The 19858-nt window shown below is 45.2% G+C and carries 18 protein-coding genes; 9 read left to right on the top strand and 9 right to left on the bottom strand.

Features of this window, described 5'->3' with window-relative positions; all coding sequences use genetic code 11:
• Positions 1 to 40: 40 nt before the first annotated feature.
• Both GMES_RS11430 and GMES_RS11435 read right to left on the bottom strand, forming a co-directional pair.
• Positions 41 to 1093 (bottom strand): sugar phosphate isomerase/epimerase family protein, encoded by a 1053-nt coding sequence (locus tag GMES_RS11430; RefSeq protein WP_006992848.1) that lies wholly within the window; start codon positions 1091 to 1093, stop codon positions 41 to 43.
• 155 nt (positions 1094 to 1248) lie between these two features.
• Positions 1249 to 2427, bottom strand: a complete 1179-nt coding sequence (locus GMES_RS11435; RefSeq protein ID WP_039987299.1) for a Gfo/Idh/MocA family protein — start codon at positions 2425 to 2427, stop codon at positions 1249 to 1251.
• A 304-nt stretch (positions 2428 to 2731) separates the two neighbouring features.
• Here GMES_RS11435 and GMES_RS11440 point away from each other — a divergent pair, with 304 nt between their 5' ends.
• Positions 2732 to 3739 (top strand): LacI family DNA-binding transcriptional regulator, encoded by a 1008-nt coding sequence (locus GMES_RS11440; protein WP_006992850.1) that lies wholly within the window; start codon positions 2732 to 2734, stop codon positions 3737 to 3739.
• A gap of 47 nt (positions 3740 to 3786) precedes the next feature.
• Entirely contained in the window at positions 3787 to 4689 is a 903-nt protein-coding gene (locus GMES_RS11445) for a sugar phosphate isomerase/epimerase family protein (protein ID WP_006992851.1), read from the top strand.
• 139 nt (positions 4690 to 4828) lie between these two features.
• Here the strand turns inward: GMES_RS11445 and GMES_RS11450 are convergent, their stop codons facing one another.
• The 3 genes from GMES_RS11450 to GMES_RS11455 all read right to left on the bottom strand — a co-directional run bounded on the left by GMES_RS11450 (position 4829) and on the right by GMES_RS11455 (position 6029).
• Positions 4829 to 5302: a GNAT family N-acetyltransferase gene (locus tag GMES_RS11450; RefSeq protein WP_006992852.1), complete on the bottom strand. Its 474-nt coding sequence runs from the start codon at positions 5300 to 5302 to the stop codon at positions 4829 to 4831.
• A gap of 292 nt (positions 5303 to 5594) precedes the next feature.
• Complete coding sequence (locus GMES_RS22460) at positions 5595 to 5747, bottom strand: hypothetical protein (protein WP_006992854.1); 153 nt, start codon at positions 5745 to 5747, stop codon at positions 5595 to 5597.
• 60 nt (positions 5748 to 5807) lie between these two features.
• Entirely contained in the window at positions 5808 to 6029 is a 222-nt protein-coding gene (locus tag GMES_RS11455; RefSeq protein WP_153811076.1) for a hypothetical protein, read from the bottom strand.
• 107 nt (positions 6030 to 6136) lie between these two features.
• Between GMES_RS11455 and GMES_RS11460 the strand changes: the two genes are divergently transcribed.
• The 5 genes from GMES_RS11460 (at position 6137) to GMES_RS11480 (ending at position 12382) form a co-directional block, all read left to right on the top strand.
• Positions 6137 to 7219, top strand: coding sequence for a VOC family protein (locus tag GMES_RS11460; protein ID WP_226990289.1), 1083 nt, complete (start codon positions 6137 to 6139; stop codon positions 7217 to 7219).
• On the top strand, positions 7219 to 8238 hold the full coding sequence (locus GMES_RS11465; protein ID WP_006992857.1) for a VOC family protein: 1020 nt from the start codon (positions 7219 to 7221) through the stop codon (positions 8236 to 8238). The genes GMES_RS11460 and GMES_RS11465 overlap by 1 nt, the downstream gene beginning before the upstream one ends.
• Before the next feature lie 25 nt (positions 8239 to 8263).
• Entirely contained in the window at positions 8264 to 8962 is a 699-nt protein-coding gene (locus GMES_RS11470; RefSeq protein WP_006992858.1) for a Crp/Fnr family transcriptional regulator, read from the top strand.
• 137 nt (positions 8963 to 9099) lie between these two features.
• A complete protein-coding gene (locus GMES_RS11475) occupies positions 9100 to 9666 on the top strand; it encodes a VOC family protein (RefSeq protein ID WP_006992859.1) in 567 nt (188 codons plus the stop codon).
• 247 nt (positions 9667 to 9913) lie between these two features.
• A complete protein-coding gene (locus GMES_RS11480; protein ID WP_039987288.1) occupies positions 9914 to 12382 on the top strand; it encodes a TonB-dependent receptor in 2469 nt (822 codons plus the stop codon).
• Positions 12383 to 12493: 111 nt separating this feature from the next.
• On the opposite strand, the gene GMES_RS11485 is transcribed toward GMES_RS11480, so the two are convergent.
• Positions 12494 to 13876, bottom strand: coding sequence for an alkaline phosphatase D family protein (locus tag GMES_RS11485; protein ID WP_006992862.1), 1383 nt, complete (start codon positions 13874 to 13876; stop codon positions 12494 to 12496).
• 532 nt (positions 13877 to 14408) lie between these two features.
• Between GMES_RS11485 and GMES_RS11490 the strand changes: the two genes are divergently transcribed.
• Positions 14409 to 15428 carry a GGDEF domain-containing protein gene (locus tag GMES_RS11490; protein WP_039987290.1) on the top strand — a complete coding sequence of 340 codons (1020 nt, stop codon included), beginning with the start codon at positions 14409 to 14411 and terminating at the stop codon, positions 15426 to 15428.
• A 68-nt stretch (positions 15429 to 15496) separates the two neighbouring features.
• On the opposite strand, the gene zapE is transcribed toward GMES_RS11490, so the two are convergent.
• The 3 genes from zapE to GMES_RS11505 form a co-directional block, all read right to left on the bottom strand.
• A complete protein-coding gene (gene zapE / locus GMES_RS11495) occupies positions 15497 to 16723 on the bottom strand; it encodes a cell division protein ZapE (RefSeq protein WP_006992864.1) in 1227 nt (408 codons plus the stop codon).
• 135 nt (positions 16724 to 16858) lie between these two features.
• On the bottom strand, positions 16859 to 17737 hold the full coding sequence (locus GMES_RS11500; protein WP_006992865.1) for an alpha/beta fold hydrolase: 879 nt from the start codon (positions 17735 to 17737) through the stop codon (positions 16859 to 16861).
• Positions 17738 to 17955: 218 nt separating this feature from the next.
• On the bottom strand, positions 17956 to 18378 hold the full coding sequence (locus GMES_RS11505) for a PaaI family thioesterase (protein ID WP_006992866.1): 423 nt from the start codon (positions 18376 to 18378) through the stop codon (positions 17956 to 17958).
• A 498-nt stretch (positions 18379 to 18876) separates the two neighbouring features.
• Here GMES_RS11505 and GMES_RS11510 point away from each other — a divergent pair, with 498 nt between their 5' ends.
• Entirely contained in the window at positions 18877 to 19824 is a 948-nt protein-coding gene (locus GMES_RS11510) for an NAD(P)H-dependent flavin oxidoreductase (protein WP_202807747.1), read from the top strand.
• Positions 19825 to 19858 lie beyond the last annotated feature (34 nt).

Here is a 19858-nt window from a genome sequence, read left to right on the forward strand (position 1 = left end):
CAATTAAGACCCTTAGCCAATTTGTGCAGCGTTTTGAGCTTTATAGCCCCAATATTCTGCGATTGCGCTGCTCGTCACTCGTTGCACCAGCGAAATCGTCAAACGCGCGCCCTGCAGGGGTAATAATATGGTTTGCGATAAATGGCGCACCTTCAGCAGCCCCTTGGTTTGAGTCTTTTAAACAACACTCCCATTCCAAAATGGCCCAGCCATCAAACCCATACTGGGTTAGTTTGCTAAATATACCTTTGAAGTCGACTTGGCCGTCGCCCAATGAGCGAAAACGCCCTGGGCGTTCCTTCCAGTCTTGATAACCCCCGTAAACACCAGAACGCCCATTAGGATTAAATTCAGCATCCTTTACATGGAACATCTTGATGCGCTCATGATACAAATCGATGAATTGTAGGTAATCAAGCTGTTGTAAAACGAAGTGGCTCGGGTCAAACAAAATATTCGCCCGCGGGTGGCCGTTAACAGCATCCAAAAACAATTCGAATGATGCACCATCGTGTAAATCTTCACCGGGGTGAATTTCGTAACAAACGTCTACACCCGCCTCATCAAATGCATCTAAAATAGGTAGCCAACGCTTGGCCAATTCCGCGAAACCTTGTTCAACTAACCCCGCTGGGCGCTGTGGCCAGGGATATGCTAAATGCCATAAAAATGCGCCAGAAAAAGTGGCATGCGCCGTTAAGCCAAGACGTTGGCTCGCCTTTGCAGCCCATTTCATTTGTTGAATTGCCCACTCGGTACGCTCAACAGGTTTGCCGCGTAACGCTTCAGGGGCGAAACTATCAAACAGCTCATCGTATGCTGGGTGCACGGCAACTAACTGGCCCTGTAAATGGGTAGAAAGTTCTGTGATCTGCACGCCCGCTTTGTGACAAATAGCCATCACCTCATCACAATACTCTTGGCTATTCGCTGCACGCTCCAAATCAAAAATTGCAGTATCGCCAGTGGGAACTTGAATTCCCTTATAGCCTAGCGAGGCTGCCCAGGTAGCAATCGAATCCAAACTGTTGAAAGGCGCTTCATCACTCATAAACTGGGCTAAAAATATTCCGGGGCCTTTAATAGCAGGCATAATCTTCTCCTTAACTGGTGCGCTTGGGTAAGCCGCCGTGCGGTTTACCTGTTAATCACTTGTTCGTGACATAACAGCTTCATTTTTTTGCTTTTTTGTGCGTTCTTTTTCGCGTGCTCTTTATCGCTCGATTTTATCGCGCGATCTTTAACGATTTATTCAGCGCTAGGCACAGCATGCCATTTGGTTTCGCTGTCACTACTGGCTAGCATGGCATCGATAAATGCCATCCCTCTGATCCCTGAATCAATCCCAGGTACGCCAGCGGCTTTTCCTAACTCATTGGCAATTTGTGATTCAGTGCCTTCATCTGCGGCTTTCACTGCTTTGCCAAAATAGCGGTACAAGTTAGCCATTGCCTCTAAATACCCCTCAGGGTGACCCGCTGGTGTACGGCAACGCTCTGATGCTTCTTCACACAATCTTGGTTGCCCCATGCCGGCACGCAATACCTGAAAGGGCTGGCCTAATGGACGACAAATAATCGAGTTGGGCTCCATTTGTTGCCACTCGAGCCCGCCTTTATCACCGTATACACGAATTTTTAGCGCGTTCTCTTCACCGGCACACACTTGGCTTGCGATCAAAACACCGCTTGCACCACCATCGGTACGAATAAGCGCAGCACCGTCATCATCTAGCCTACGCCCATCTACGTGGGTCTTTAAATAGGCGCAAAGCGACGTCACCTGTTGTTGCAACACAAACTCCACTAGCCCAAAAGCATGGGTACCGATATCGCCCATACACCCGCTGCCACCAGATTGCGCAGGGTCCGTGCGCCACGAGGCTTGTTTGTTGTGGCTTTCTTCATTAGCTGACAACCAACCTTGCGGATACTCAACGTAGACTTTTCGAATGTTACCCAGTGCGCCACTGGCCACCATATGCTGTGCTTGCCACACCATGGGGTAGCCTAAGTACGTGTGCGCAAGGCCATACAAAACCGAGCTTTTCTTCAACGCTGTTTTTAAGCTACTTGCTTCTTCGAGTGAAATAGCAGCAGGCTTCTCACAAAACACATGAAAGCCAGCTTCAATCGCCGCGATTGAAATCGGCACATGTAAATGATTAGGGGTCACTATGATGAGCACTTGCATGCGTTCATTTTGTGGTAATGCTTGCTCGGCTTTTAATAGCGCCTCCCAGCTGGAATAAACGCGGTTATCATCTAACCCCAAAGTGTCTGCTGTTCGCTGGTTATTGCCATCGTCACGGCTAAACGCACCGCAAACCAATTCAATCTGACCATCAAGGGCCAAAGCATGACGATGAACCGCGCCAATGAACGCGCCTTCACCACCGCCCACCATACCCATTCGAACTTTGATCATTTTTGCCACGTAATCGCTCCTATGCTGTTTAGGCGCACGGCCAATTGTTACACAAATGTATAATATCGTTAAAATGTAACGGGTTTCATTTGGTTATGTCAACCGTAATTAGCCATTAGTATGATAATTTATCGCTCTAAGTAAATTTTTCGTTGCAAAAACGTACTTAAAATTGCTTCTATTGAATAATATAGCTAGATTTTTAATTTTCCTGCGGTATTATTTTTACATTAAATGCTAACGGTTACATTTTGACTTTATGTATGAAATAACGTCACTGTGAAATATACAACGACAGGTTTCTATGAGTAATATTAGGCAGGTTGCTAATCTAGCGGGTGTGTCGGTGGCAACTGTCTCTAGGGCATTGCAACAACCCGAGCGCGTGTCACCAAAAACGCGAAATAAAGTAATGCTTGCCGTAAACGAAGTGGGCTACAAACCGAACCTAATGGCGGTCAAGTTCCGCTCAGGCAAAACGCATAGTTTGGTAGCACTGGTACCTACGGTGGCAAACGTATTTTTTGCTCGCGTGATAAGTGGAATGCAAGTAGCGGCCGCCCAGCGTGGTTATACCATTTTACTTGCTAACACACTCGGTGATGAAACCATTGAGGCGAACTACGCAAAAATGGTGCAAACCTCTCAGGCTGATGGGCTCATTCAATTAAGAGCACACAATCCCTTTGATGCATCTATCAATAAGCCCAACGAATTACTGCCCATGGTCAATGCGTGTGAGGTTATGCACGACATTAACTGCCCTGTTGTAACCTTAGATAACCGCGCCGCGGCTAAAGCAATGACAATGCATTTGATTGAGCAAGGTCATAAGCGTATCGCACTCATCAAAGGCCCCCAATCAAGCCCACTGACTCGCGAGCGCTTAGCCGGTTATCGCGATGCGCTAACCGAGGCGGGCTTAACCTTTGATGAAGCGTTACTTTATCCAGGTGACTTCACCCTGCAATCCGGACACGACGCAGCCACGAAAATCATTGCCAGTGAACATCGCCCAAGTGCGGTATTTTGTGAAAATGATGAAACCGCCATTGGGGCAATGCAATGCTTTAAACAAGTGGGATTGCGGATCCCCCAGGATATATCCATTGCAGGGTTTGATGATATTTCATTTTCTGCATTTTGCGATCCCCCGCTTACCACTATCGCTCAGCCGGCAGAAGAGTTTGGCCAAAGTGCGGTGTCATTATTGATTGATTTACTCGAAGGCAAGATTACCAAAGCGCCAAAAGTCATCATGCCATTTGAATTAATAGTGCGCGCTAGTACGGGCCCAGCGCCGACGTCATAGACGACTCGCTGAAACACAAAACACACGCACTCACTCGGAGAAAAAACATGAAAGATCTCGCCCACAGCTTAGTCTGTGATCAAACATCTCGCTTTGATTTAGCCCATCAAGACAGTCGCAGACGTTTCGTTAAACTCAGTGTTGCGGCTATGGGCCTAGCAGCCATGCCTGGTTCTATTGCATTTGCCGCCAATATGCTCAAGACCCCAGCGGCAGTTGGGCTACAACTGTACACCCTGCGAGACATGATGGCGGTAAGCGTACCCGCCACATTAAAATTAGTCGCCGCTGTGGGCTATAAAGAGCTGGAATTTGCCGGCTATTTTGATCATAAAGCCAGTGAAGTAAAAACCATTTTACACAACGAAGGCTTAACTGCCCCTTCTGCTCATATTGGTCTCACGGAATTTGACAAAGGCGTTAATCAGGTTATCGATCATGCTCTTGAAGTAGGCCATCAATATCTTGTTATTCCGTATTTAACCGAAGAGCAAAGAGGCACTGGCATAGATGTATACAAAAAGCTCGCTGAGCGGTGCAATGTGATTGGTGAAGCCTGCAACAAAGCAGGTTTGAAACTCGCTTATCATAACCATGCATTCGAGTTTGAAATACGTAACGGCCAATTACCTTATGATGTGCTGCTCAATGAAACCGACAAAGACCTCATGGCCATGGAAATGGACTTGTTTTGGATGTTCAAAGCCAAACAAGACCCCATCGCCTATTTTAAACAACACCCAGGTCGCTTCAAATTGTGGCATGTAAAAGATATGGACGAAGCAGGAAACTTCGCTGATGTGGGCACTGGTACAATAGATTTCGCGCCTATTTTCGCGCAATCCCAACTTTCAGGTGTAGAACACAGGTTTGTAGAAAGAGATAAAACAGACGACAAATTGCAAACCATTCAACAGGGGTACAAGGCGATGTCTGCGCTATTAGCCTAAACGACAAGGATTGGTCTACACTGTAAATGTTCTTTTTACGGTAAAGATTTTATCTTTAGTTTTTAGCCTAGCCAGTTTAATTAAAAAGTCGCCCAGCCCGCACGCTGAGCGACTTTTTCATTGTTTTTTGAGTGTAGCTTTATTGCTCTACTGAAGCATCTAAAAGTAGCGTCATAAAACAACTATTTGGATCTAGGGGATAATCTGCAAAAGGGCCACATTCTACAAAGCCGAATTTACGATATAAATTTTTAGCGGGTTCGAAGTAACTCATAGTGCCCGTTTCTAGGCTTAACTGGCGTACTCCAATGAGCTTAGCTTGGACAATCAAATGCTGTAACAACGCTGCCCCGACGCCACGTTTACGGGCATCATGGGCACTGCGCATAGATTTAATTTCCCCGTGACTATCTGATAGCCGCTTCAATGCCACGCAACCTAATACACTTCCATTTTCGCGAGCTGACCAAAACGTAATCGATTTATGTTTAAGTGCCTGCATATCTAACGCATGCACGCTTTCGGGGGGCGATGTGGCATACATATCTGCCAAGTGCTCTTCTAGCAAACCTCGCACTCCATCACAGCTTAATGTGTCCACGGCTATTTGCATTCCTTCTCGCTCCTTCTCTTCTAGGTGAATTGTTCGGTCTACGAGCTAAAACTACCATTTTTCACTGACTCATATAATCAATAGCCTACAAGTAAAGCGCAATATGGTGGTTGTTTGTACTTAGTGTTTGTTATGTGACTAACAAAAATACTTATTTATTAAAGACGGACTTAATGAATAATCGCAACGCTGAAATAACACTAAGTTGAATAAGTCACCGTATACCGCCATTTCTTGCACGCCTGTGCGGCGCGTAAGGATATCTGGCTTGCCTTTCGTCATTCCATATAAATCAACACACAGGTTCGGTGGGGAAACATTTTTGCCCAGCCTTGCGCGCATCAGCAAACACATCATGTATACGCTGCACGTCATTTGTACGCATGACCATCATGCGCTGACCAACCGTTTCAGATTGAGCGTAGCCGACACCCTCCTCTAACAATGATTACCATTTAAGCACACGTATAAGGCCATGGCTGTCAATGGATCCATTTTGTAAGCGCTAAGACGTGAGCGCGCTGTCCACTCCATAAATTGAGCAAGCTTGATCAGGGCCTAATTGACCTTTATCAATTTGCGTAAAGCCTAATTGAGTCAGATAACTAATGAGTGTTTCGCTAACATCTGTGTCTATCGTGACTTCGTACACCCCAGTGATACCCGAGGCTGGCAGCGGTTTTCCCGCACTATTGCCAACGCTATTCATGCCTAACAAAACTACCAAAATCCATAATTTCCCAAAGACCCTCATTTAGTTACCTTTTTTTCAGTACTTGTATATGATTTGGTGACACCAACATTTGTACGGACAAATTTCTAATGAGTTTGAAATTGAATATACGATTTTTAATTTTAATCATGGGCGCACTGTTAGCGAGCTTCACTCTTGCCAAACATGCCTATGCAGATTCAAACGATGCGTTAGCCCCCAAAAGCAGTGCAAAAGACGCCCTTGCCATGCCGCTACATACCGTAACCATCGCCACGGTATCTTTAGAGCAAAGCTTATTGTTTTACCGTGACGGCATGGGTATGCAGGTTGAAGGGCCTTTAACAATAAGCCCTGCGCTGGAAAAGGCGCACCGAGCTCTGTGGCAAATGCCAGATGACTTAAGTTGGCAAACCTACCGTTTGTATCGAGAAGGAATCGACAGCGCAATACAAATTCGTCTTTTGGTGCTGAGTAAACCTATGCCTACTATCCATGATAGTTGGAATTCTAGAGAGTTAGGGCCATTCTCATTGGGCTTTCCCAACACGGATACCGTCGCGCTGGACAAACACATTCGTACCATAGGTTTTGGGGCACTCAATACCCTTGAAAGCTACCCTATTCCTCGCGCCGATGGCAGCAAGTATCAAATTGACGAAACCATTTTTAACGCCCCTGATTTTAATCACGGGGTCGCTATCACCCGGGGCAATGGCATGGCGCAATTAGGCCCGACAGATACTAACGGCAAAGGTGGGCCCGCCTATTCAGCACAGGTGATTACAGATTCAGAATCACAGCTTACCTTCTATACCGATGTGCTTGGTCTTGAAATTCGCTCAGACAGGGTATTCAAATCTGCTGGTGACAAAGGTGCCATGAACTTACCCAATGGCACCGAGTTCAGATTCGCCATTGTCTACAGCAAAGGCGCAACAACCGGGCATATGCTGTTCGTAGATTTTCACAACATTGAACCGATTAAGCCTAAAAATGCCCCTAGTTTGCCGAATATCGGCTTAGGGATGTGGAGCTTCCCTGTACGCTCGATACAACAGGTAATGGACAATGCTAAAGCGCATGGCGCAACGATTGTCAGTCAGCCTAAAAAGGTTAACGATCCGCTCGTGGGTAAATCAGTGGTGGCCACATTACGAGCCCCCAATGGCTTTTTAATAGAAGTGTTTGAGGTGCAACCCTAATGCGCACCTTCATACTGATTTATACATTACTGAGCTCTTTGCTGATCATCCCTTTTGGCCATGCAAAAGACTTCACGCTCAACGGGTTTACCGAAACCGTTTTTATCGTCTCTGATATCGAAAAAACCAGCCAGTTTTATCAACAATATGCAGGCTGGGAAGTACGCTCCACAGAGGAGGTCGCGCCAGAATTAAAGCAGTTATGGCAACTACCTGAGAGGGCAAGCTTAAAGCAAGTACTGCTTGCCAACAAAGGCGAACAGCGTGGTTACGTGCGTTTAATTCAAATAAACAATGTTCAGCAAGAGATGATTAGGGCTAACACTCAGTCATGGGATGTAGGCGGTATATTTGATGTTAACGTGCGAGTGGCTGATATGCAGAAGAAACGTCAACAGTTGCAAGACGCTGGCTGGCGCGGCACAAGCGACCCTGTCTCATTTACCTTCGAGCCTTATGAAGTCACGGAGTGGATAACAACAGGTTTCGACGGCATTAGTTTTGCCATGATTGAACGCATCAAGCCCACCCTAAAAGGCTGGCCAAACGTAAAGCAAATGAGCCGAGTGTTTAATTCCACTCAAGTGGTAAGCGACATTGATACGTCTTTGGCGTTTTACCGTGATGTACTGGGCTTTCAATTGTATTTAGAGCACAAAGGCGCCAGTAAAGAAGCGGGCCCAAATGTGCTTGGCTTACCTTACAACTTGACCACAAAAATCCCTCGTTCGGTGTATATATTGCACCCGCAAAAGCTAAACGAAGGGTCAGTTGAACTACTTCAATTTCACGGCGCTATGGGTAAAAATGTTAGCACCAAAGCTGCACCACCGAATTTAGGCATTGTCACCTTGCGTTTTCCAGTAGACAATTTACCTGCTCTCAAAGCGCATTTAATACAAAAAAAAGTGCAAATTGTATCCCAGGCGACGCTGAATTTACCTCCATATGGATTAGTGGATATGCTGGCAATTAGAACGCCAGACCAAACATGGATCGAGTTTTATCAGACGCATTAACATAATAAGAAAATAGGCTGAATTCATGTCACTCGATATCAATAAAGTAGTCATTAAAACTTCCCTTACCTCATGTTTCGGAAGCCATTTTAAAGAAGTTGAAGGGGCCAATGCCTTCATTGATGAGCTAGCCGAAGATGCAGAAGAAGTGTCTTTCGCACAAGGTGAGTACGTGTTTCGAGAAAAAGACGCACCAGAATACGTATACATTCCTGAGTCTGGCTCATTAATGCTTGAGCGCTCTACCGCGTCAGGTTCACGTCAAGTATTTGCTTTTCTGTTCACGGGTAACCTTGCTGGACTGTCAGAGAATGTCAGCTACAGTTTCAGTGCAAAAGCCCTAACCAACTGTGTGGTTATCCGCATTAGCCGTAAATTAATGCAAGATATTTTCGATAAATACCCAGCGGTAGCAAAGCGCTATCACGATGTTACTGGGCATATCTTGTCGCTGATTTTGGATCAACTGTTCATCATGGGGCAGAAGTCCGCCCATCAGCGTCTAGCTCACTTTCTATTAGATATGGAACATAGATTAGGCCGAGGTACCCATCGATTCCTATTACCTATGAGCCGACAAGATATTGCTGATTACCTGGGTATGAGTTTAGAGACCGCCAGCCGCGGGTTCAGTAAATTGAAAAAAGACGGATTAATCTCCATCGAAAGCAACTACCAAATCACCGTTACCGACAGCGAAAAGCTTATTTCCTACGCTGATTAATTTATTCACCAGCAGGTCAAAGCAGCACACTTGATCATTATCAATGCGCCATTTTTAGATGGCGTAGATATTGTTATTCGTTTCTAAACGAAGCAAGCATCTAAAACGTCAGTAACAATAAGAATGGAAAACCAAACATGAAAATCAGATCTTCATTATTCGCAGTTATGCTGTGTGCCCTGCCCTGTATTCAAAGTATTGCGGCCCCTGTTAACGACGAAGACCGTATCTCAGTGGACATTCGCCGCACGACTTTTCTCGTCAATGACATCGACACGTCGTTGCAATTGTATCGCGATGCGCTTGGCTTGAACGTAATTTACGATCAGATGATCAACAGTCCTATGGAAAACGGCGAAATCCGTAAGCGCCGCCTGGTGCTGATGCAAGCGAACGACACCTTCATCGGTGCACTAGGTTTACTGCAATACATATACCCTGAAAAGCCCCAGCGCCAAGAAAAATTTGATGAGCCGGTCCCTAGTGACCCTATTATGGTGATGAACGTATCAGACCTAGACACCCGATGGAAAAGCGTAGAGCAATCCCCCAAGGTGGCTGTAATAGAGGCACCACATCACGTTGAATACCCCAGAGCTGACGGTGGCAAAATCGCCGTAATGGTGTCTATGATCCGCGATCCTGACGGTTATTGGATAGAAGTAAATCAGTTGCTCGACGCCCCAGCCAAAGCCAGCGATTAATACCACTCTACTATAAAAAAAGAATAACCAAGCCCTAAAAAACACCTAGTAACTCTATGTTATATAGGTGTTTTTCTGTTTATCTTTAAATATAATCTTTTACCACTCCTTTACTGCACAACCAGTTACTTAAGCAGATTGAGATTGTTGATTTTTATCAAACCGCCCCTGAGTAAGCAGTGCTAGATTGCTGACACCGATAAAACAATAATTTGCCCGTACATACCCACACTCAACAGGAATGCCAATGACATTAATAATAAAAAAGCTCCCTCTGGCGATTGCATCGATTTTGATGACGCAACCATTGATGACTCTCGCTCAAGAAGCACCGGCGGTCTCGGTAAACGACGATGCACTGGAAATAATTGAAGTTACATCGCGTAAAAAGGTCGAGTCATTAAACCGCATCCCTGTGGCTGTATCTGCTTTTTCTGACACCATGATCGAGCAACAAGGCTTTCAAAGCATTGATGATATTGCCCGTTTTTCATCAGGGTTGAGCTTCTCTAAAGCCTTTGGGCGCGCCACGGAACGCCCGGTTATTCGCGGTATGGGCAACGTACTAGCTGGTATACAATTTGGTGTCGAGTCAGGCGCGGCTTACTTTATTGACGGCAATTACTATTCTGGTGATGTGCAGAGCTTAGACATGTCTGATGTTGCCAGAGTAGAAGTGGTGAAAGGCCCACAAAGTGCTTTGTACGGACGAAACTCTTATTCAGGGGCAATCAATTTCATTACCAAAGGTCCTGACCACGGAGATTTTACTGGCAACGTAAAATTGAACCTAGCGCAAGATGCAGAGCGCACAGCTTCTGCGTATATCAGCGGCCCCCTAAATGATTGGTTAGCAGCTAGCTTGAGCGTGCGAGATTACCAAGTTGACGGCGATGACAATTGGCGCAATATCGTCACCGATGACATCGTTGGCGGTGAAGACACGCGTTCAGTTAGCGTTGTTTTAGATGCAGCTCCCTCTGACAAACTCGGTGTGCGCTTTCGATTTCAAAGCCAAGAAGACAGAGATGAAACACGGCCGTTTTTCTTAACTCCCACCAGCGAAAATAACTGCGCACCAGGCTATCGTTCATTATCATCTTGGGCTGCGTCTGGTTCAGAGAACAACTTTCAATACTTCTGTGGCGAGATTAAAAACCAGCCCATCGCCCTTAACGATAAAGCGGATGCCGACGGTATACCGAACGAAGTATCAGGTGTGCCGATTAATAGCTTTCTACCTTCTGGCTCAACATTTTTCGGTACCCCCTATGACACAGCCGATGGCACCGCCTATGACGGCGTCGGTCGCGATTTAATCATCTCAAGTTTGGCGGTAGATTATGAAACCGATGCTGGCTATAGCATGTCACTGGCGCTAGGCTATCGTGATGATGATATCAGCACCGGCTCTGATGGCGATAATTCATCGGTCAATTACACCTTTGCTCCGGGTCAAGAGGCCTTCTTTGCCAATACGTCACGTCAAGAAACCAAAGACCAAACAGTCGAACTTACCCTGCAATCACCTGAAGGAAAACTACAGTGGATGGCGGGTGCGTTTTATTATGACCAGGACCGAGACAGTTTTGATCTCACCTTTGAAGACGCAAAAGTCGGTATTTTCCAAGACAACAGTACAGTGACCAACAAGGCCGTTTATGCGTCTATTGATTATCAATTTAGCGATAAGCTTGATGGCACCTTTGAAGCACGCTGGGCCGAAGAAGAAAAAACCGTTACAGAATTTGACCCAGACGGCCTTATGACGTTTGAAGCCGATGGCAGTTGGAACAACTTCACACCAAGAGCCACCCTCAATTATCGCTATGACGATAGCACTATTTTTTACGGGATCGTCGCCCAAGGGGTTAAGCCCGGCGGTATTAATGGATCAGCGGGTGCTGACACGGGCAAACCCACTTACGAGCAAGAAGAAATTACCACTTTTGAGCTCGGTATAAAAAGCAGCGCCCTAAACGATGTGTACGCCACTGTGTCTATGTTTTACAACGATGTGAGCGACGTTCAACTGACTACGCCCTTAAATGTGCCCTCGGGTAATGTCACTTCAGTCGCCACTAGCCAAGGTGAAGGTGAAGTCTTTGGTGTAGAAGTGGATATCAACGCCCAGTTTAACGAAAACTTGTCGGGGCGGTTTACCTATGCACTAGCTGACACCAAATTTACCAAAGGTTGTGACGACTTTCAGTGGTCATTAACCAGCGGCGGCGGAGTGTTAACACCGGGCACAACAACGGGTACGGATTTCCGCGACGATTTTGGTATTACCACGCCTGCTAGTTGCTCTATCGATGGCAACGCGTTCCCTCTTAGTTCAAAACATCAAGCCAGTGCATTTTTAGAATACATCACGCCCATCACAGGCGAACTCGAAGCCTTCTTTAATGTTGATGCCAGCTACGAGTCAAAAAAATACGTACAAGTACATAACTTAGCCTACGTGCCTAGCGCTATCATTATGGGCGCCAGAATGGGCGTCAACGGCGAAAACTGGCGGGTGAGTTTATATGCCAGAAACTTAACCGATGAAGATGCCCCTATTTTGACATCTCGCTGGTTAGGCATCCCTTACTTTACCTTTTCGTCCCTCAACACCGCGCCTGACGGGGCTGATAATGGTTCACCGCGAGCATTTTTTAGTGCAGCTCGACGCGGTAGACAAGTGGGTATCGACATGTCATATCGCTTTTAACGTCAAGGCTTTGTGCGTTTGAATGTTGACTCCTTTGAGATTGACTCGCTACGCAAGCGATTATAAACAGTAAAACGGAGCCACTTGGCTCCGTTTTTGTCATCAACTTAATTAATATTTATAACTCTTACTGCCAAGCTTTTTCCCTTTTCTGGCATAGAACTCCACTCTTAAACCGCTGGGAGAAACCCGAAGTTTCGTAAAGGCGTCCGTCGGGAAAACTTCACTGGATTTTTTAACCTTGTAGATGCTACTCGTCAGCGTATCAATCGTTCCTCTGAGTTTAAAGCTTCTCCTGTTAGGATGCGGATAAGGCCAAAACAGCGCTGATGAAACCACTGAGGTCACGTTGACACTCTCACTCAGTTCTAGTTGCGACGCCATGCAGGCATGCACATCACCCGATAAAAAAACCACTTTTTGAATTTCGTTTATTCTAATGCACTCAAAAATCTCGTCTCGCTGATGAATAAACCCATGCCATTTATCTGACGACTGGGATTCATAGGGCGGTACACTGGACACAATCATTTTCACTCGCTCACTGCCATCACATAACCACGTTTTTAACGCTGTCATTTGCATCGGCCCTAACATTTCCTGGGCTCCATCGGTTAGGTCGCGCTCTGTTCTAGTGTCACATACGAACACATCACAGCAACCGTCACTGTATGTGTACCAAAGGTGCGTTGGCGCGCCTGTAATACGGCTACCGTTTAAATCAAAAAGCGGACTGTGACTGGCTTGATACGTTGCATATGAATGAATCGCGGCTGGAAATTTTGTTACCCAGTCTTTGGCGTCGGCAGATTCTGGCCAGTTATCTTCAATTTCATGATCGTCTAGAGTCATATACGTTGGAGTACAGGACATTAACCGGCGCAGATATTTAGACGTGAAGACTTTACGGTAACGCTTATTGTATTCGTCTAGGGAATCATCGGCGCAAATGACGTTCAAGTCATCCGCGTAGATCTGATCGCCGCACATAATGAGCTGATCAACCTGTTTGCTGTCTTGTGTATGCTCTAAAATCGATTTGAACGTTCTATCACTACGATCATCCCACCATAGTCCGCCGAAAAGACGTAACACGTACCGACACGAGCCAAACACAATGGTTCTTGCTTGCGAGATGTCAGATGATGCTGTTCTCATTTGGTAAATATCAATATGCTTCCAATTCAGTACTTTGTCGACATTGATTTCGCTAGAATCTACCTCGGAATAAAACCAACCAACCTGATATTCATAGACGGTATTTTCTTCTAATTCAGTTAATACCACCACGCCCGTTAAGTCGAAATTGGGGTTCATTTTGAAATACAAAGGGGTGCTGAACGTCGATTTCCCCATTTTTCGGTACTGAATAACACCGTGTGCTTTACGTGGTCTACCATCATAAATAGACAATTCAGCCCGACCAAAAATTCTCACCAAATTATGTGATGTGTGACCCGTAATAGGGCCAACCGTAAGATTTTGTACATCCATGTTATGTTCCTTTTTAAAAGAAGGGTTAATGAAGGGCTGAGAAATACAACTGTCAAATCTGACTCAGTCTAAAAGTGAGCCTAGTACATGATGTTAAAAATGCATTAATGGGCGATAGGCTAGAATGTAACTTTTTGTCGGGTGATTTGATCACCGCGGCGGATATGTGATCTAGTGGGCTATGTAATCTAGTGGGCTATGTAGAATAGAGCAACTAAGAGGTAATCGTGCCCAAGCGAACCTTCAGGGCAAAGCGTTTTTCGTATGTATGCTGCGTGATGATCCATTTGTGAAGAATAACCATGCTAATTCGACTTTGCTTTGTATAAAGAACAAACACTCTTATGCAGAGCTAACATCGAAACGTAAAAAGACTTTAGCCTTTAGTTGAATCTCATTGAACTTAAATTTCCGTACAATGAGTGTGTATAATAAAGTGAGAACATTACTTTATGACATGTATTACACCCATTAATGCAGTAAAGGGTAAATCAATATCAATTACCGTTGTGACGAAGGAATACTGAGGTAAATGTTCAGATCAAAATTATGGGCAAATGAGCTAGATTATCGACGAACAGTCTTGAAGGTAGTGCTATGTGCCATCATCTTCGCAGGCTCAATCTTCGTAGTGAATAATTGGCTGGTTGGGCAAAAAGTCTTGGCTCTAATCGAGTTAGCGCTAGTGATACTGTCAATCGGCATTCTCGCCATTCACAAAAAAACGCCTCGCCTGACATTCTGGGCATCGGTCTTCTTATTTTCCGTATACACGGTAATTCTGATAGGGATATATACAGTGCCCTTCATCGCTGCGCTATATACTTGGCTATTTTTAATTCCTGTCTTGTCTTACCTTCTACTTGGGATCACCTTAGGCAATGTGTTTACCTGTGTATATGTTTTGATCGGTGTGGCAATCCTATTTAAGGCTCAATTTTCTAGCTCGCCTGAAATGCCGCCCATATCAGTAGCGAATATAGGCCTATGTTTATCAGCTATTTGGGCCTTGTCGTACACTTATGAATCCAAAAGAGCGGCAATGGTTAAGCGGCTTCAACAAATGGCGGCTATCGATCCATTAACGGGCTTGAACAACCGGCTATTGCTAGATTCCAGCTTTGAGATGCTGTGTGAAAGTCTCCCTGAAACACAACGATCAGTATCAATGCTACTCATTGATTTAGACCACTTTAAAAAAGTGAACGACAAGTATGGTCATCATGTGGGCGATAAAGTACTGATTGAGGTAGCTCGGCTTATCAATGAAACACGCCGTTTAAATGACTGGGCTTTCCGCCTTGGGGGAGAAGAGTTTTGTATGCTTGTCCCGGATACCACTGAACTGCAGGCTCACAATGTTGCTGAGCGAATACGTTTAGCGGTAGAAAACACCATAACGATTGATGACATACTCATTAACATTAGTGTCAGTATTGGGGTGTCCCATTGGCCAAGCGATGGTGAAACGTTGAATCAGCTTTACAAACTGGCTGATGAGAGACTGTATCAAGCTAAAGAAACTGGTCGTAATAAAGTGATTGGTCACTAGCGGCCTCACCAGTCCCTTCCACCAAATCATTTCACACGTACATATTGCCAGTGAGTTGCCCTAGTTTTTTATGGCGAGTGTTTACTCATTCCACGGCTCATTTCAATTAAACGGCTGTACGTTCGGCGAAACTCGAAAGTAAGAGCTCCGTCTAAATACAGCTCTTCTAGCGGTACATCACAACTTAGGTAAAGCCTAACATTTTGGTCGTACAGCTCATCGATGAGACTAATAAAGCGTCTCGCTTTGTCATCATTCTTTGAGTATGACAACACCCTCTCTCCAGTGCTGGTTGCCTGATTATCTCCAATGCCATCCTCTGTGCCCCTAGCTTTTATCCAGCCTCTGACCTTCGCCCCTAATTGAGGAACCTCGCTGATCATCACAGTCTGAAAGTGCGATGCAATTTCCATATAATCAAGCTGAGAGCGCGGCCCTTCGCACAGTGCACTAAATTTAAACCAAACAACATTTTTCCCAGCTTTCATTTTGGTAACCTTGCGCACGGGAATATCACGATGGCATATTTCTATCGTTGCGTTGGTCATATGTGTGCTATCGACGTTCTCAGTCAACTGAGCAAACACAGCGGGGAAGTTCATATTTTTTGAAACGCCAACATAAGTGGACAAGCTGTCTAAATCCGCCTCACTTAACGAAGTGCTTAAATGGTGTAAACGATGATCCTGCTCGCCGCACAGATGCAGCATATTGGTATGTTGCTGCAACAGTGCTATACAGGGCAAAAATTTGTGCCTAGCTAAGCCATTTTCATATAAACGGTCGATGGGAATATTCGAGGTGGCAATGAGCACCACATTTTCTTTAAATAAGCATTCGAACAAGCCAGATAACAGCATGGCATCGCCGATGTCTGATACAAAAAATTCATCGAAACATATCACGCGGTGCTCATCCCCCAGTTGTTGGGCGAGCGCTTTTGCTACGTTTACTAGAGGGTTTAGCTGGCCGCTGTGCTCATTAAGTGACTGATGTATCCGCGCCATAAAGCGATGAAAATGCAGTCGTAACTTCCCTTCTTGTGGCAAACAATCGTAGAACAAGTCCATCAAAAAGGTTTTGCCCCGGCCCACATCGCCCCACAAATAAAGCCCTTTTACCTGTGCAGGCCCACGGAGGTTTCCCTCAGTAAGTTGGTGATAAAGACGATCAAGCGCTTCTATCGCTTCACGCTGGCTAGCGTCTTCAATCAAGGTCTTACCCTGTTGAGACTGATAAACACTAAGTGGTGATGGTGAAAGTGACATTGAGCGAAGGCTTTGCCCATCAGGCATGGTTAATGGTTCCAGTCGAAAGTGTCAGTAAAGCAGAACTCTAACGACTTTTGAGCAACTCGCCAAATGAAATTTACTCGGTTACTACTCACTGCAAAATCTCTTTCACGTAAATTTCATTTAAGAAGAGTGTCGTTACGTGTCTAAGCTTTTGATTTCTTCGGCAACCAAGTATGGGTCTTCCATAGGGATGAAATGGGTGTGATCGGGTAAGTAATTTTCGGTTGCTCGAGGAATGAGCCCAACTAACCCCTTGTATGTGGCGGACGGGCGAAAATCAAAAGGCGCGTCCTCTGGTGTGCGTTCTTTTACCCGCAATATTTTGACCGTCGCAGTAATTGAGGACAAATACTCAAGCAACAAGCCGTTGCCAGAACTTTGATAAATCGCCGCCTCGCACAAAGGCGGGCAAGCTAGCTCAAACAGCTCACTGTCGCTTTTTGGCAAAAGGCCATATTCGCAATAATCTCTTAACACCTGATGATCCCAATCGCTAAAAGGCGGGCGGCTATTAAAACGCGAAAACATTTCATCTGCGCTCGCCCATTCGTTGCGCCTCGACGCAATCGGGCTTTTTGCCGGATCGGTTTGTGCCGGGTCGCGGGAATTTGGGCTAAAAATAACAGGATCTAATAATAAAATATGTTTGAAACGACTGGGTAATTTCGTCGCTGCCTGCAAAACCACATGCCCGCCCATTGAGTGACCACAGGCTGTAATGTCGTTCAAATCTAGGGTTTCGATTAACGCGACAAGATCATCGCCAAATAGCTGAAAACTGTAAGGGGATGCAGAGTTTTCACTTAACCCATGACAGCGCAAATCAACCGCGTACACATGCCTGTCACCCAATTGGCCGATAATCTTGTCCCATACCCGAGCGTGAAACCCAGCGGCGTGCACCAGTAATAAAGGCGGCCCACTGCCCTGCCATTCATAAACGTTCAAAGCAGTGCTGTTTTCTTGGCCTTCATGTAATCGGACAGAGTAACTTTTAGGGTGGCGTTGCGACATTTGAATTTCCGAATTTAGATTGAAATATGAAGTGCTTATTGAAAAATTAAGCCTATGAAAACACTAAACGCTGGCTGCATGTTCAAGCAAATAGTCCGACTCGATACTCAGGCAAATAGGCACTGATACTGCGTAGATTTATTCATCAGGGCCATTGCGCTTGGCATGTGCACCAGACACTACCGATGCAACCAATGATATGGCGCCCTCGCGAAATATTATTCAGCTCTTCTTGATAGCTTAGCCACCGAACTTGCCGTGGCCGTTAGTACGTCGTTTTCATTATAAATATGGCCTTCGACGAAGGCGACTTTATAGCCTTTTCTGACTGCCCAACCTTCGACTCGCAGCTTTCCTGCCCGTGTTGGCTCCAGATAAGTGGTTTTAATTTCTAACGAGGAAATATTGATAATATCTTTATTAAGTGCCATCACCGCATGACTCATCGCTGTATCTAACATGGCCGTAACAAAACCGCCCTGTACCACATCTATAGAATGGCAATAGTCTTTTCCTATATTAAATTCAAATCGGCAAGCGTCTTTTTCAACATCAAAATCAACCAGCTTTCCACCCAGTAAACTTATGAACTTAGGGGCATGTTGATTTATCTTTTCAATTGCTTGTTCTTTACTCGTCATAAAATAGCTACCTGTGTTTCATTTGATAAGTGAATATGTCACGTAATGCACAAGAGCGATTATTATCGAAACAGAAGATCATGGATAATTTCATCTGATGATGAGTGTTTATAACGTAACGAATCTCACTCAATAGGCTTTGCGTTGTGTTGACTTTTTTGAAAGCACATTTTGTGATAAATGCTAACTATGAATTAGTATAAATTTCAATCGTTAGTTTAGCGTTCTTAAAGCGAATATACTTTGACGTTGACGGCAGGTGAGGCTTTATTTACCTCTTTCCGTTTTGGCCGTTTGATCTGTTGAGATGTGTTTAGGTATTCATTACACCACTAATAGGCTGATGTATGCCAATGCCGAGTTGGGACTGTAAATAGAACGTTATTTTACAACCTATCGAATTTTCGTCGCTACTTTAAGCTGTTTAACCATGGTTATTTAGATCGCTAATTGACCCCTAATTTAAATATCGAGAATAATGTGTCTATTCCAAAAATCATGCAAGGTCGTCTCTCCCTCCCCGTGGTTGGTGCGCCACTATTTATTATTTCAGGACCAGAACTCGTGATCAGCCAGTGTAAGGCCGGAGTTGTCGGTTCATTCCCCGCGTTAAACGCGCGCCCTGCCGAAATGTTAGATACCTGGCTGACCAAAATAAACACAGAGCTAGATGCTTACAATCAAGCTAACCCGGACTGCCCGGCCGCCCCATACGCAGTCAATCAGATAGTGCACAGCTCAAACGATCGGTTAATGCACGATGTGGAAATATGCGTAAAGCACAAAGTGCCGATTGTCATCACTTCATTAGGGGCAAGATCAGAGGTATTTGACGCTATTCATTCTTATGGCGGGATTTGTTTGCATGACGTGATTGACAATCGCTTTGCTAAAAAGGCAATTGAAAAAGGCGCCGACGGGCTGATTTGCGTAGCGGCTGGTGCTGGTGGTCATGCAGGCACACTTTCACCCTTGGCGTTTATTCAAGAAGTAAGAGAATGGTTCGATGGGCCTGTTTTGCTGTCAGGGGCTATTTCTACAGGCCAAAACGTATTAGCGGCGCAAGCCATGGGCGCTGATTTAGCCTATATCGGCTCAGCCTTTATCGCCACTAAAGAAGCCAACGCAGACCAAGCTTATAAACAAGCCTTAGTTGACTACGCGGCGAGCGATATCGTATACACCAATTTATTTACCGGAGTTCATGGTAATTACTTAAAGCCGTCTATCGTGGCGGCAGGTATGGATCCTGACAACTTACCCCAAAGCGACCCTTTGAAGATGGACTTTGGCTCAGGCAGTAGTTCAAAAGCGAAAGCGTGGAAAGATATCTGGGGCTGTGGCCAGGGCATTAACGCGATCAAACAAATTCAATCCACCCAAGATCTCGTTAATAAACTAACCTCTGAGTACGAAACAGCGAAAAAAAGGTTGCTAGCCCTATAGAACTGAGGGCTAACTGACTAACGTAAAGCTAACT

Origin of the sequence: Paraglaciecola mesophila KMM 241 (assembly GCF_000315015.1) — a bacterium.
Taxonomy (GTDB): Bacteria; Pseudomonadota; Gammaproteobacteria; order Enterobacterales; family Alteromonadaceae; genus Paraglaciecola; species Paraglaciecola mesophila.

Bases quoted from the DNA above. Each gene is read 5' to 3' on its own strand.
- GMES_RS11485 (WP_006992862.1), bottom strand. From the start codon at position 13,876: ATGGATGTACAAAATCTTACGGTTGGCCCTATTACGGGTCACACATCA.
- GMES_RS11445 (WP_006992851.1), top strand. From the start codon at position 3,787: ATGAAAGATCTCGCCCACAGCTTAGTCTGTGATCAAACATCTCGCTTT.
- GMES_RS11430 (WP_006992848.1), bottom strand. From the start codon at position 1,093: ATGCCTGCTATTAAAGGCCCCGGAATATTTTTAGCCCAGTTTATGAGT.
- GMES_RS11465 (WP_006992857.1), top strand. From the start codon at position 7,219: ATGCGCACCTTCATACTGATTTATACATTACTGAGCTCTTTGCTGATC.
- GMES_RS11480 (WP_039987288.1), top strand. From the start codon at position 9,914: ATGACATTAATAATAAAAAAGCTCCCTCTGGCGATTGCATCGATTTTG.
- GMES_RS11500 (WP_006992865.1), bottom strand. From the start codon at position 17,737: ATGTCGCAACGCCACCCTAAAAGTTACTCTGTCCGATTACATGAAGGC.
- GMES_RS11435 (WP_039987299.1), bottom strand. From the start codon at position 2,427: ATGATCAAAGTTCGAATGGGTATGGTGGGCGGTGGTGAAGGCGCGTTC.
- GMES_RS11490 (WP_039987290.1), top strand. From the start codon at position 14,409: ATGTTCAGATCAAAATTATGGGCAAATGAGCTAGATTATCGACGAACA.
- GMES_RS11510 (WP_202807747.1), top strand. From the start codon at position 18,877: ATGCAAGGTCGTCTCTCCCTCCCCGTGGTTGGTGCGCCACTATTTATT.
- GMES_RS11505 (WP_006992866.1), bottom strand. From the start codon at position 18,378: ATGACGAGTAAAGAACAAGCAATTGAAAAGATAAATCAACATGCCCCT.
- GMES_RS11475 (WP_006992859.1), top strand. From the start codon at position 9,100: ATGAAAATCAGATCTTCATTATTCGCAGTTATGCTGTGTGCCCTGCCC.
- GMES_RS11440 (WP_006992850.1), top strand. From the start codon at position 2,732: ATGAGTAATATTAGGCAGGTTGCTAATCTAGCGGGTGTGTCGGTGGCA.
- GMES_RS11450 (WP_006992852.1), bottom strand. From the start codon at position 5,302: ATGCAAATAGCCGTGGACACATTAAGCTGTGATGGAGTGCGAGGTTTG.
- zapE (WP_006992864.1), bottom strand. From the start codon at position 16,723: ATGCCTGATGGGCAAAGCCTTCGCTCAATGTCACTTTCACCATCACCA.
- GMES_RS11470 (WP_006992858.1), top strand. From the start codon at position 8,264: ATGTCACTCGATATCAATAAAGTAGTCATTAAAACTTCCCTTACCTCA.